General features: G+C 70.4%; 13 protein-coding genes. 5 read left to right on the forward strand and 8 right to left on the reverse strand.

The annotated features are described in order from the left end of the window. Positions 1–3: 3 nt before the first annotated feature. Genes ACE3T5_RS11100 through folC form a run of 5 tightly spaced genes read right to left on the reverse strand, consistent with a single transcriptional unit; the run spans position 4 to position 5331 of the window. On the reverse strand, positions 4–1236 hold the full coding sequence (locus tag ACE3T5_RS11100; RefSeq protein ID WP_374667521.1) for an O-succinylhomoserine sulfhydrylase: 1233 nt from the start codon (positions 1234–1236) through the stop codon (positions 4–6). Continuing rightward, positions 1220–2728: an amidophosphoribosyltransferase gene (gene purF, locus ACE3T5_RS11105; protein ID WP_374667523.1), complete on the reverse strand. Its 1509-nt coding sequence runs from the start codon at positions 2726–2728 to the stop codon at positions 1220–1222. Before purF ends, ACE3T5_RS11100 begins: the two co-directional genes overlap by 17 nt. A gap of 12 nt (positions 2729–2740) precedes the next feature. Continuing rightward, a complete protein-coding gene (locus ACE3T5_RS11110; protein ID WP_374667525.1) occupies positions 2741–3229 on the reverse strand; it encodes a CvpA family protein in 489 nt (162 codons plus the stop codon). Positions 3230–3231: 2 nt separating this feature from the next. Further along, entirely contained in the window at positions 3232–4020 is a 789-nt protein-coding gene (locus ACE3T5_RS11115; RefSeq protein WP_374667527.1) for an SPOR domain-containing protein, read from the reverse strand. Between the two features lie 15 nt (positions 4021–4035). Continuing rightward, a complete protein-coding gene (gene folC / locus ACE3T5_RS11120) occupies positions 4036–5331 on the reverse strand; it encodes a bifunctional tetrahydrofolate synthase/dihydrofolate synthase (protein WP_374667529.1) in 1296 nt (431 codons plus the stop codon). A 41-nt stretch (positions 5332–5372) separates the two neighbouring features. Between folC and ACE3T5_RS11125 the strand changes: the two genes are divergently transcribed. From ACE3T5_RS11125 to argG, 4 genes are all read left to right on the forward strand, one after another. Next, a complete protein-coding gene (locus ACE3T5_RS11125; protein WP_374667531.1) occupies positions 5373–5729 on the forward strand; it encodes an ArsC family reductase in 357 nt (118 codons plus the stop codon). Between the two features lie 127 nt (positions 5730–5856). Then, complete coding sequence (locus ACE3T5_RS11130) at positions 5857–6573, forward strand: glycine zipper 2TM domain-containing protein (RefSeq protein WP_374667533.1); 717 nt, start codon at positions 5857–5859, stop codon at positions 6571–6573. Positions 6574–6670: 97 nt separating this feature from the next. Beyond that, on the forward strand, positions 6671–6988 hold the full coding sequence (locus tag ACE3T5_RS11135; protein ID WP_374667535.1) for a pyrimidine/purine nucleoside phosphorylase: 318 nt from the start codon (positions 6671–6673) through the stop codon (positions 6986–6988). A gap of 4 nt (positions 6989–6992) precedes the next feature. After that, a complete protein-coding gene (gene argG, locus ACE3T5_RS11140; protein WP_374667537.1) occupies positions 6993–8321 on the forward strand; it encodes an argininosuccinate synthase in 1329 nt (442 codons plus the stop codon). Positions 8322–8531: 210 nt separating this feature from the next. Here argG and ACE3T5_RS11145 read toward each other — a convergent pair whose 3' ends face one another. The 3 genes from ACE3T5_RS11145 to murB all read right to left on the reverse strand — a co-directional run bounded on the left by ACE3T5_RS11145 (position 8532) and on the right by murB (position 12666). Then, positions 8532–9647 carry a hypothetical protein gene (locus tag ACE3T5_RS11145; protein ID WP_374667539.1) on the reverse strand — a complete coding sequence of 372 codons (1116 nt, stop codon included), beginning with the start codon at positions 9645–9647 and terminating at the stop codon, positions 8532–8534. A gap of 113 nt (positions 9648–9760) precedes the next feature. After that, entirely contained in the window at positions 9761–11440 is a 1680-nt protein-coding gene (locus ACE3T5_RS11150) for a DUF5979 domain-containing protein (RefSeq protein WP_374667541.1), read from the reverse strand. A 185-nt stretch (positions 11441–11625) separates the two neighbouring features. Next, positions 11626–12666: a UDP-N-acetylmuramate dehydrogenase gene (murB, locus tag ACE3T5_RS11155; RefSeq protein WP_374667543.1), complete on the reverse strand. Its 1041-nt coding sequence runs from the start codon at positions 12664–12666 to the stop codon at positions 11626–11628. Between the two features lie 45 nt (positions 12667–12711). Here murB and ACE3T5_RS11160 point away from each other — a divergent pair. Then, on the forward strand, positions 12712–13071 hold a 360-nt coding region (locus ACE3T5_RS11160; protein WP_374667545.1), incomplete at its 3' end, for a YajQ family cyclic di-GMP-binding protein.

Genomic DNA, 13071 nt, shown 5'->3' on the forward strand with positions numbered 1-13071 from the left:
GGTTCAGATCTGGCCCAGCCCGCGCTGCAGGTCGGCCTGGATGTCGTTCACATGCTCCAGCCCCACGGCCAGGCGGATCAGCCCCTGGCCGATGCCGGCGGCCTGGCGCTGCGCCTCGGTCAGGCGCCCGTGCGAGGTGGTGGCCGGGTGGGTGATGATGGTCTTGGTGTCGCCCAGGTTGGTGGCGATGCTCATCACCTCGGCGCTGTCGATCACGCGGAAGGCGTTGCGACGCAGTGACTCAGGACCGTCGCCGCGCACATCGAACGACAGCACCGCGCCTCCCAGCCCCGACTGCTGGCGCATCGCCAGTTCGTGTTGCGGATGCGAGGCCAGCCCCGGGTAGTACACGCGCGTCACGGCCTGGTGCGCCTGCAGGAACTTCGCGATGGCCAGTGCGTTGGCGCACTGCGCCTGCATGCGGATACCCAGCGTCTCCAGGCCCTTGAGCACCACCCAGGCATTGAAGGGCGCGAGTGTCATGCCGGCCGTCCGCACGATGGGCGCGAACACCTCGTTCACCCACTTGTCACTGGTGCAGATCGCCCCCGCCATCACGCGGCCCTGTCCGTCCAGGTACTTGGTGCCGGAATGGATGATGAAGTCCGCGCCCAGTTCCACCGGTCGCTGCAGCGCGGGCGAGCAGAAGCAGTTGTCCACTGCCAGCAGCGCCCCGGCGCCATGCGCCAGATCGGCCAGCGCGCGGATGTCGCACACCTCGGTGAGCGGGTTGGTGGGGGTCTCGGCGAACAGCAGGCGCGTGTTCGGGCGCAGCGCCTCGCGCCACTGCGCCAGGTCGGTCTGCGCGACGAAGGTGGAGGCGACGCCGAACTTGCCGAACTCCTTGGCGAACAGGTTGAGCGTGGAGCCGAACACCGACTGCGAGCACACCACGTGGTCGCCTGCCTTCAGCGCGCCCATGCCCAGCAGCAGGATGGCCGCCATGCCGGTGGAGGTACCGATGGCCGCCTCCGTGCCTTCCATCACGGCCAGCCGCTGCTCGAAGCTGGTGACGGTGGGGTTGGAGGTACGGCCGTAGGTGTAGCCCTCCTGCGGGTTCGCGAACCGGTGCGCCATGGTCTCGGCGTCCGGCTGGGTGAAGCCGCTGGTGAGGTAGAGCGCTTCGGAGTTCTCGCCCCACTGGCTGGCGGGCAGCGCGGTGCGCACCGCCAGCGTGTCGCGGTGCAGGCCCTCGGGCAGGGGTTTCTTCTGCGTCACCTCAGCCCTCCTGCGCATTCGGGATGGCCAGGCGCGAGGTGTCGGCGTCGGCCGGCTCCTCCTGGCCCACGCGGTCCTGGTTCAGGCGCGCGATGTCTTCGGCGCTCACGTCACCGGTGACGTACACGCCGTCGAAGCACGAGGCATCGAAGCCGGTGATGGCCGGGTTGAGCGAGCCGATGGCGCGCTTCATGCCGTCCACGTCCTGGTAGATCAGCGCGTCGGCGCCGATCAGCTCCCGCACCTCGTCCACCGTGCGGCCATGGGCCACCAGTTCCTGCGGCGTGGGCATGTCGATGCCATACACGTTGGGGTAGCGCACCGGCGGCGCGGCGCTGGCCATGTAGACCTTGCGCGCGCCGGCCTCGCGGGCCATCTGCACGATCTCGCGGCTGGTGGTGCCGCGCACGATGGAGTCATCCACCAGCAGCACGTTGCGGCCCTTGAATTCGCTCTCGATCACGTTCAGCTTCTGGCGCACGCTCTTCTTGCGCACCGCCTGGCCGGGCATGATGAAGGTGCGGCCCACGTAGCGGTTCTTGACGAAGCCCTCGCGGTAGGGGATGCCCAGCAGCTGCGCGAGCTGCATGGCGCTGGGCCGGCTCGATTCCGGAATCGGGATCACCACGTCGATCTGGTTCGGCGGCACGGTGGAGATGACGCGCTTGGCGAGCGTCTCGCCCAGGTTCAGCCGCGCCTGGTAGACCGAGATGCCGTCCAGCACCGAATCGGGCCGGGCCAGGTAGACAAACTCGAAGATGCAGGGATTGAGCTTCGGGTTCTCCGCGCACTGGCTGGCGTGCAGCTGGCCCTGCATGTCGATGAACAGCGCCTCGCCGGGCGCCACGTTGCGCTCGAACTTGTGGCCCGTGCCTTCCAGCGTGACGGACTCGCTGGCGATCATCACCGTGCCGTCGGCGCTGCGGCCGACCGCCAGCGGGCGGATGCCGTACGGATCGCGGAAGGCGACCAGGCCGTGGCCGGCGATCAGCGCCACCACCGCGTAGGAGCCGCGCACCCGCCGGTGCACGTTGGCGACCGCCGCGAACACGTCCTCGGGCTTGAGCGGCAGGCCGCGCGTGGTGCGCTCCAGCTCGTGCGCGAACACGTTCACCAGCACCTCGGTGTCGCTCTCGGTGTTGATGTGCCGGTGGTCGGTGGAGAACAGCTCCGACTTCAGCGCCTGCGCGTTGGTGAGGTTGCCGTTGTGCGCGAGCGTGATGCCGAAGGGCGCGTTCACGTAGAAGGGCTGCGCCTCCTCCTCGCTGTAGGCATTGCCCGCGGTCGGGTAGCGCACCTGGCCCAGGCCCACGTTGCCCGGCAGCGCGCGCATGTTGCGGGTGCGGAACACGTCGCGCACCATGCCCTTGGCCTTGTGCATGTAGACCTTGCGGCCCTGCTGGGTGACGATGCCCGCGGCATCCTGGCCGCGATGCTGCAGCAGCAGCAACGCGTCGTAGATCAACTGGTTCACGGGGCCCTGGCTCACCACCCCGACGATTCCGCACATGTCGCTCTTCCTTCAATCCGGCAGGTAGACCCCGAAGGGTTCGGGCACCGCCGGCTTCATGCCCCGCAAGGCCGTCGTCGCCACGCCGGCCGCCATTGATTCCTTCCACCACGGCGCGTTCTTCCACGCCGTCAGCTGCACCACCACCGCCAGCGCCAGCATCAGCACGATGCCGCGCGCCAGGCCGAACAGCCCGCCCAGCGCCCTGTCCACCGGTCGCAGGCCCACCGCCTCGACCAGCTTCTTGGCGATCCAGGCGATGAAGCCGCCCAGGAACAGCGCCGCCACGAACACCACCACGAAGCCGGCCGCGTAGCGCAGCTGCGTGGGCGACTCACCCATCGGCAGCCAGGCGGCGACGTCCGGCGCCAGCCACTGCCCCAGCACGAAGGCCGCGATCCAGTTCAGCACGGACAGCACCTCGTACACCAGGCCGCGCCACAGCCCCAGCAGCATCGACGCGCCCAGCATTGCCAGCGCCAGCCAGTCGAGCGTGGCCAAGCCTACAACGTCAGGATGGCGGCCGGCAGATCCAGCCCCTTGATCTTCTCGGCAGCGCGGTCGGCCTCGGCGCGCGTGGCGAACGGGCCCACCCGCACCCGGGTGCGCTTGCCGTCCTTGGTGTCCGCCACATGCACGTAGGTCTTCAGACCCGCGCGTTCCAGTTTCTGCCGCGCCTCGCGCGCCTTGTCGGCATCGCCGTACGCGCCCACCTGCACCACGAAGCGCGCGCCCGGCGCGTCCGCCTCGGGCTCGCGGCCCTCCAGCAGGGCGCGCGCGCGGGCGCCGTCGTCGGCGGGCGCGGCCCTGGCTTCGGCGGGCTTGGGTTCAGGGGGTTTGGCTTCGGGCTTGGGCGCGGCCGGCCTGGGTTCGGGCTTGGGCTCCACCTTGGCCTGCGGCGCGGCCGCGGGCCTGGCATCGGCCTCGGCGGGCGCCTTGGCCGCCGGACGCGCCGAGGCAGCGGGGGCCGCGGGCGGCGCCGCGGCCACGGCAGGCGCCTGCGGCGCGGGTGCGGGCTTCTCGGCAGCCTTCTCCGTCACCGGCGCCACCTCGGGCACGGGCAGCGGCTTGGCCTTGTTGCGATCCGGGATCTCGATGGGGATGTCCACCGCCACCGGACGCGGCTGCGTATCGAACAGCAGGGGGAATCCGATCACGCCGATGAGCACCAGCACCACGGCGCCGATCAGGCGGTGCCGCGCGCGGCGGCGCATGGCTTCGATGCTCTCGGCCACCGGTGGCGCGGGCGCCGCGTCTGCGGCACCCTTGTTGCGGAACTTGAACAGGGCCATGGAAGAGGCGGCGTCTCAGCCGAGGTGCTTGGCCTGCAGGCGGGGCAGGCCCTCCTGAAGCACGCCGCCCACCGTGAAGAACGATCCGAAGACCAGGATTCTATCAGTGGGGTCCGCTTCGGCCGTGGCGGCACGCAGCGCCTCCAGCGGGCCCGCGTGGCAGGTGCCGCGCGTGTCTGCTCGTGGCGGCAGGGCCTGCCACATCGCATGCACGTCCCGCGCATGGGCGGCACGTGGCGTGGGCAGATCGCAGAAATGCCAGCGGTCCACCAGGGGCGCCATCCGGGCCAGCATGGCGGGAATGTCCTTGTCGCTCATCGCGCCGAACACGGCGTGCGTGCAAGGGTAGAAGCCCATCGCGTCCAGGTTCACCGCCAGCGTCGCCACCGCGTGCGGGTTGTGCGCCACGTCCAGCACCAGCGTGGGCTGGCCCGGCACGATCTGGAAGCGGCCGGGCAACTCCACCATCGCCAGGCCGTTGCGGATCGCCTGCGCCGTCACCGGCAGTCGTGCACGCAGCGCCTCGAAGGCGGCCAGCACGCCCGATGCGTTGATGAGCTGGTTCGCCCCGCGCAGCGCCGGATACGCCAGCCCCGCGTAGCGGCGGCCGCGCCCGGCCCAGGCCCACTGCTGGCGGTCGCCGGTATGGTTGAAGTCGCGGCCCGGCAGCCACAGATCCGCACCGATCGCCTCCGCATGGGCGATCACGCTGGCCGGCGGCACGGGGTCGCTCACGATGGCCGGCTTGCCCGGGCGCATGACGCCGGCCTTCTCGCGGCCGATGCTCTCGCGGTCCGGCCCCAGCCATTCGGTGTGGTCGAGGTCGATGCTGGTGATGACGGCGCAGTCGGTGTCGATGGCATTCACCGCGTCCAGCCGGCCGCCCAGGCCCACTTCCAGGATGGCGACGTCCAGCTCGCTGGCAGCCATCAGGCTCAGGATGGCGAGCGTGCTGAACTCGAAGTAGGTCAGCGTCTCGCCCTGGCGCGCAGCCTCCACGCGCTCGAAGTGCGGCACCAGCGCATCGGCGCTGACGATCTCGCCGGCGATGCGACAGCGCTCCTCGAAGTGCACGAGGTGCGGCGAGGTGTAGACGCCGGTGCGCCAGCCCGCCTGCAGCGCGATCGCCTCCAGCATGGCGCAGGTGGAGCCCTTGCCGTTGGTGCCCGCCACGGTGATCACCGGGCATTCCAGCCGCACCTGCATGCGGTCCAGCACCGCGCGCACGCGGTCCAGCCCCATGTCGATGCCCTTGTGGTGCAGCCGCTCGCAGTGCGCGAGCCAGTCGCCTAGCGTTTTCATGGGCGGCATTGTCCCAGGGTCGGCGCGCGGGTCGCGGCTATCATCGCCGCATGGGCATCACGGTCTACGGCATTCCCAACTGCGACACGGTGAAGAAGGCGCGCGCCTGGCTCGCGGCCCAGGGCGCCGAGCATGTGTTTCATGACTTCAAGAAGCAGGGCGTGCCGCCCGAGCACCTGACGCGCTGGCTGGAGGCCGCCGGTTGGCAGAAACTGCTGAATCGGCAGGGCACCACCTGGCGCAAGCTCGACGCGGCCACGCAGGCCGCCGCCGCGGATGAGGCCGGTGCCCGCGCGCTGATGCTCGCGCAGCCCAGCGTGATCAAGCGGCCGGTGGTGGAATGGGCCGACGCGCAGGTCACCGTGGGCTTCGCGCCGGAAGACTGGGCGCCGCGGATCGGCCGCTGAGCGCTGCCCCCGCGCCCACGCCGGCGCGCGCCCCACGGCCGTGCGGATTTCACGCCCGCTCGCCTTGTTTACCGCAGCTTTACCCGCCGCTTGCACGGGGCCGCGGCGCGCTGCCTAAACTGGCTGCATGAACACCTTTCGCCCCCTTGCTCTTGCCGTGCTCGGCGTCGTCGCCAGCGGCGTGTCGGCCCAGGAAGTCATGGGTCGCGTCATCTCCTCCGCACCGGTGATCCAGCAGGTCGCGGTGCCGCGCCAGGTGTGCAGCCCTGGCGCGGCGGTACAGCCGCAGACCAGCGGCGCGGGCGGCGTCATCGGCGCGCTGGTCGGCGCCGCCATCGGCAGCCAGTTCGGCAGCGGCAGCGGTCGTGGCGCCGCCCCCCGGGCCGGCCCGGGGGCGGGCGCGGTCATCGGCAACCGCGGCGGGGCGCAGAACCAGCGCCAGGCGCAGGCCCCGCAGTGCACGACTGAGACCTACTACGAGAACCGCACCGTGGCCTGGCAGGTCACCTACGAATACGCCGGCCGCGAGTACAGCACCCGCCTGCCCTACGACCCGGGCCCCACCATCCGCCTGCAGGTCACACCGGTCGGCGCGGTGGGTGATGCGCCGCCGCCGCAGGCCTACGCGCCCCAGCCCATGGACCCGGTGCAGGTCGCCGCGGTGCCGCCGACGGTCATGGCACCGCCGACCACCTTCGTCTACAGCACCACCTACGCAGCGCCCTACCCCGTCTATCAGACGGTGGTTCCCGTGGCACGGCCCTACTATCCGCCGGTGGGCGTGTCGCTGCAGTTCGACTATTCGCGCCGCGACGGCTGGCGCGGCCGGCCTCACCGGCACTGAGCACCCGGGGGACCCGCTGGGTTCCCGCCTGCGCGGGAATGACGGGGTTCCGTCCTCCCCGCGCCTAAAATGGCGGGTTTTCCCCAGCCCCGCCCCCATGACCACCGAAAAGATCGACGGCGTGTCCGTCACCACGCGCGCCAACGTGTACTTCGACGGCAAGTGCGTGAGCCACGGCATCCAGCTCCCCGACGGCACGAAGAAATCCGTGGGCGTCATCCTGCCCGCCACGCTGACCTTCAACACCGGTGCGCCGGAGATCATGGAATGCGTGGCCGGCGCCTGCGAGTACAAGCTCGCGGGCAGCAGCGAGTGGGTGAAGTCCGAAGCGGGCCAGCAGTTCAGCGTGCCCGGCCACTCCAGCTTCGAGATCCGGGTCGCCGAGGCGTATCACTACATCTGTCACTTCGGGTGAAGCCATGAGCACCATCCTCGAACACCTGCCCGTCGGCCAGAAGGTCGGCATCGCCTTCTCGGGCGGCCTGGACACCAGCGCCGCGCTGCACTGGATGCGCAAGAAGGGCGCCGTGCCCTACGCCTACACGGCCAACCTGGGCCAGCCCGACGAAGCCGACTACGACGCCATCCCGAAGAAGGCGATGGAGTACGGCGCCGAGCAGGCGCGGCTGATCGACTGCCGCAAGCAGCTCGCGCATGAGGGCATCGCGGCCCTGCAGTGCGGCGCCTTCCACATCTCCACCGGCGGCCTCACCTACTTCAACACCACGCCGCTCGGCCGCGCGGTGACCGGCACCATGCTGGTAGCGGCGATGAAGGAGGACGACGTCCACATCTGGGGCGACGGCAGCACCTTCAAGGGCAACGACATCGAGCGCTTCTACCGCTACGGCCTGCTCACCAACCCCAGCCTGCGCATCTACAAGCCCTGGCTGGACCAGCAGTTCATCGACGAACTGGGCGGCCGCGCCGAGATGTCCGCCTTCATGACGGCCGCCGGCTTCGGCTACAAGATGTCGGCCGAGAAGGCGTATTCCACCGACAGCAACATGCTGGGCGCCACCCACGAGGCCAAGGACCTGGAGTTCCTGAACGCCGGCATCCGCATCGTCAACCCGATCATGGGCGTGGCCTTCTGGAAGCCCGAGGTGGAAGTCAAGGCCGAGGAAGTGCGCGTGCGCTTCGAAGAGGGCCAGCCGGTCGCGCTGAACGGCCAGGTGTTCGACGACCCGGTGGCGCTGATGCTGGAGGCCAACCGCATCGGCGGCCGCCACGGCCTGGGCATGAGCGACCAGATCGAGAACCGCATCATCGAGGCCAAGAGCCGCGGCATCTACGAGGCCCCGGGCCTGGCGCTGCTGTTCATCGCCTACGAGCGCCTGGTCACCGGCATCCACAACGAGGACACCATCGAGCAGTACCGCGAGAACGGCCGCAAGCTCGGCCGCCTGCTGTACCAGGGCCGCTGGTTCGACCCGCAGGCCATCATGCTGCGCGAGGCGTCGCAGCGCTGGGTGGCGCGCGCCGTCACCGGCGAGGTGACGCTGGAGCTGCGGCGCGGCAACGACTACTCGCTGCTGAACACCGAGTCGCCCAACCTCACCTACGCGCCGGAGCGGCTGTCGATGGAGAAGGTGGAGAACGCGCCGTTCACGCCGAAGGACCGCATCGGCCAGCTGACCATGCGCAACCTGGACATCACCGACACGCGCGAGAAGCTGGGCGTGTACTCGCGCGCCGGCCTGCTCACTCTGGGCGGCGACGCGCCGCTGCCGAAGCTGGAGCAGTGAGGGCGGGGCATCTCGTCAAACGCTGGGGTTGCGCTGACGCTCCACCCCAGCCTACGAGAGACCGTGCCCATCTTCGGAGGCTGGCGGTGACCGAAGGGAACCCCAGCGTTTCCGCAGCACCCCGGCGCCCGCCCCCCGTAGGCTGGCGGTGACCGAAGGGAACCCCAGCTCCGCCCCAGCCAGCGCCGATGCATCGGACCCGCCGGGGCCTCACTGCGCCGGATACTTCCGCAACCACGCCCCGAAGACGCTGTTCATGCGCTTGAGCGCATCGCCTGCCGCCTCCGCGTAGGCGGCGTCCGTTGTCTCGGCCACGGCCTTCTTGCTGCTGCGCGCGGCGCCGCCGGCGTTGAGCAAACCCGCCGCCTTGCCCAGGGCGTCGAACACGCCCTTGACGGCGCTGTTGTCCTCGCTCGCCGTCTCCACCATCTTGCCGAAAGGCAGCGGGCTTTCCACCGGCCGGTTCATCGTGAATCCACCCTGGTCGCCCCCCACCTGCATGCCGCTGCGGAACTCCGTGGCACGGGTGTAGAAGGCCTGCACGTGGGCCACCGACATGCCGAGCTCGGCGCCGGTCTCCGCGCTGCGCGCGATCAGGCCGGACTGGTTGCCGCTGGAGGACATCTTCGCGAAGTTCACCACCACCATCGGCGCGATGACCGCGGCGTTCCACTTCATCGAGTACTCCTCCAGTCGCCGATAGTTGTTCAGGTCGAACACGCCGCGATCCCCCCAGCCCTGCTCGAGATGCAGGAACAGGAGCGGCATGCCCGTGGGCGCGAAGAACGCCGCCGTCTGGCCGTTCTGTGCCTTGCTGTACGGCTTGGCGGACTCCGTCGGCGTGGGCTGGATGGCACCGAAGAACTCCTTCATCTCCTCGACGGGAACCACCTCGCGCCCCGAGGCCTTGATCTGCGCCAGCAGGTCCGCGTAGGCCTGGTCGGTGATTGCCTGCAGGGTCCGGGCGTCCACGCCCTTCAACGCCACGAACAGCGACGAGCGCGCGCCGCTGCGATCGATGCCGCCGGGCAGGTAGGCGCCGCGCACCTGGGCCGTCACGCTGTTGTCGGTGATGAAGGCCACCCGGAAGGCCGGCACCGCAATGCGCTTGCCGGCCGGCAGCACCTCGATGATGTCCTTGCCGAAGGTGCCGCCCATCTTGCCCTTGAAGAAGGCATCGGGGTCGGCGGCCGGATCCGCGGCAGGCGCCGCCGCGGCAGCGGGCTGCGTCGCGGGGGGATCTGTCTGGGCCTGGGCGGCCGGCACGAAGACGCAGGCGGCCGCGGCCAGGAGCAGCAGGCCAAGAGACGGGCGGGAGTGGGACATGGATGGGCGCGGATGACTGGGATGCGCCCATGGTAGGCGCGCCATGCGGCGCCGCATCCCCCATCCACAGGGGATCCCCCCGGTTCAGGGGGGTCCCTTTCCGCCGAGCCCCGCTACGGCCGGTTGGACACGGTGAGCTGCGTGTTGGTGTTCAGCGGGCCCACCTGCGCCGTCCACCCGTTCGAGGTGTGGGGCGTCGGGCTGGTGCTCCAGATCGGCGGGCTCCAGCCGGCGACCGGCGTCTCGCTCACGGTGCACATCGCGCCCTGCGGCACACCAGTGATGACCGACGGCCCGGGCAGCGTGACCACCACCGGGTTCGGGCCGGTGTAGGGGCCGCTGCCGCCCGTGCACGAGATGTTGAAGCTGTAGCTGCCCGGCACCAGATTGGAGCCGGTGTTCTTGGTGATGTGCAACCGCACCTGGGCCCCCCCGCCCCCACCGCCGCTCGCATTGCCGCCACCGCCGGAGGTCGGCGGCCGATTCGACACCGTGAGCTGCGTGTTCGTGTTCAGCGGCCCCACCTGGGCCGTCCAGCCGCTGGAGGTGTTGGGCGTGGGGCTGCTCCCCCAGATCGGCGGGCTCCAGCCCGCGACCGGCGTCTCGCTCAGCGTGCACATGGCACCTTGCGGCACGCCGACCATCGCCGACGGCCCTGGCAGGGTGATGACCATGGAACTCGGGCCCGTGTAGGGGCCGCTGCCACCGCTGCAGGTGATGCCGAAGGTGTAGTTGCCCGGCACCAGGCTGGAGCCCGTGTTCTTGGTGATGTGCAGCCGCACCTGGGCGCCGCCGCCTCCACCGCCACTCGCATTGCCCCCGCCACTCGAAGCCGGCGGCTGGTTGGACACGGTGAGCTGCGTGTTGGTGTTCAGCGGCCCCACCTGCGCCGTCCAGCCGTTGGAGGTGTTCGGCGTCGGGCTGCTGGCCCAGATCGGCGGGTTCCAGCCGGCAACCGGCGCCTCACTCAGCGTGCACATCGCGCCCTGAGGCACGCCGGTGATGACCGGCGACCCGGGCAGCGTGACCACCACCGGGTTCGGGCCGGTGTAGGGGCCGCTGCCGCCCGTGCACGAGATGTTGAAGCTGTAGCTGCCCGGCACCAGGCTGGAGCCCGTGTTCTTGGTGATGTGCAGCCGCACCTGCGCGCCGCCGCCCCCACCGCTGGCGTTGCCCCCGCCACCCTGGGCCGACGCATTGCCGTTGATCACCACCTGGCTGTGGGCCGCGAAGGTCGGCGCCATCGGGGTGCTGTTGATGATGGCGTACGGGTGGATGCGCAGCGAGAACTTGCCACCGGCCGCAACGGGCGGCGCGTTCACCGGCATGCTGAAGGTGTTCATGGCCTGCGGCGCATACACGATCGCGGGCGCCAGCACGGTGGACGTGCTCCAGTTGTCGGTGGAGATGCGCACCTCGGCGCGGATCTGGTTGTTGACGTTCGCGCCGCCGTGCTTGAAGGAGACACTGGTCACCGCGAGCTGCTGGCCCGCGGCGGGCATGGCGTCGAACTGCAGGTAGCGCCCGGGGCTCGCGGGCCCGGCGGTCCAGCCGGAGCCGCCGGCGTTGAGCCGCTGGGCCTGGCCGCTCCAGTAGTCGAAGACGGTCACGGTCGGCAGCGCGCCCCCGCTCAGCACCGCGGGCGCGCCGGAGGCGAGCGAGGGCTGCGAGCTCGTCGCGGCGGTACCGGTGGTGAGCGGCCAGGTCACGGTGACGGGCTGCGCGGTCACCGCGCCAGCCAGCAGGCAGGCAGCGGCGGCCAGCGCCGGCAGGAAGGGGTTGCGACGACTCATTCGGCGGCTCCGGTCAGGATGGGTGGGTGCGCGGCTGTCGTGCCCCCTGGGCGTGGTGGCCGGTGCGCATCGGCCTCATGCATTCAACGATGATCCGGCCGCGGCGCCGTTAGCGGATTCCCTGACAACGCGCTTCGGCGGGTTGCATGCGTTCCCATTCAATCGCGGTCCATGCTGGCATGGCCCTACACCACCACCGGCTCCGGCTCCAGCCGGATGCCGAAACGCTCGTACACGCTGGTCTGGATGGCGCGCGCGAGCGTCACGACCTCGCCGCCGGTGGCGCCGCCGCGATTGACCAGCACCAGGGCCTGCTTCTCGTACACCCCGGCCTGGCCGACCGACTTGCCCTTCCAGCCGCAGGCGTCGATCAGCCAGCCCGCCGCCAGCTTGACGCTGCCATCGGGCATGGGGTAGTGCACGATGCCCGGGTCGCGCGCGATGATATCCTGGCACTGCTCGGGGGTGACGGTGGGGTTCTTGAAGAAGCTGCCGGCGTTGCCCAGCACGCGCGGATCAGGCAACTTGCCGCGGCGGATGGCACACACCCAGTCGAACACCTGCCGCGCATCGGGCTCGGCGCCGCCCGCCTCGGCCTGCTTGCGCTGCAGATCCAGGTAGCCCAGCTCGGGCTTCCAGGGCCGCGGCAGGCGCAGCCGCACACGCAGGATCAGCGCGCGACCGGCGAGGCCGAAGTCGCCCTCGCGCGCGGGCTCGTGCTTGAACACCGAGTCGCGGTAGCCGAAGGCGCATTGCGTCGCGTCCAGCGTGAATTCGCGCCCGGTCTGCAGGTCGATGGCGTCCAGCGAATCGAAGCGGTCCTGCAGTTCCACCCCGTAGGCGCCGATGTTCTGCACCGGCGCCGCGCCCACCGTGCCGGGGATCAGCGCCAGGTTCTCCAGGCCGGGCAGGCCCTCGTCCAGGGTCCAGGCCACGAAGTCGTGCCAGTTCTCACCAGCACCCGCCTCCACCAGCGCGCCGCGCGGGCCATCCGCCAGCACGCGACGGCCCGCCACCTCCACCTTCAGCACCGTGGCCTTCACGTCGCCGGTGAGCACGATGTTGCTGCCGCCGCCCAGCACGAAGACCGGCCCGCCGCCCAGGGCCGGGTCCGCCCGGGCGGCACGCACGTCGTCCGCGCCGCGCACCCGCACCAGCGCGCGCGCCCTGGCCACGATGCCGAAGGTGTTGAGCGCCTGCAGGGGTGCGTTGGACTCCACGATCATGGGAGAATTGTCACCCAGGAACCCGGGGAGTCTGGAGAGAGCGCCATGCCGTCATTCGATATCGTCTGCGAGCCCAACCTGGTGGAGGTTCGCAACGCCGTGGACAACGCCGCCAAGGAGATCGGCACCCGCTTCGATTTCAAGGGCACGTCGGCCGCGGTGGAGATCAAGGACAAGGAAATCACCCTCACCGGCGACGCCGACTTCCAGCTCCAGCAGGTGCTGGACGTGCTGCTGACCAAGATGGCCAAGCGCAACGTGGACGTGCGCTTCCTCGACAAGGGCGACGTCACCCGGGCCGGCGGCGACAAGGTGCGGCAGGTCGTGCGGGTGCGCAGCGGCGTGGAATCCGACCAGGCCAAGAAGATCCAGCGCGTCATCAAGGACAGCAAGCTGAAGGTGCAG

Source organism: Ramlibacter sp. (genome assembly GCF_041916345.1).
In the GTDB taxonomy this organism is placed as follows: domain Bacteria; phylum Pseudomonadota; class Gammaproteobacteria; order Burkholderiales; family Burkholderiaceae_C; genus Ramlibacter.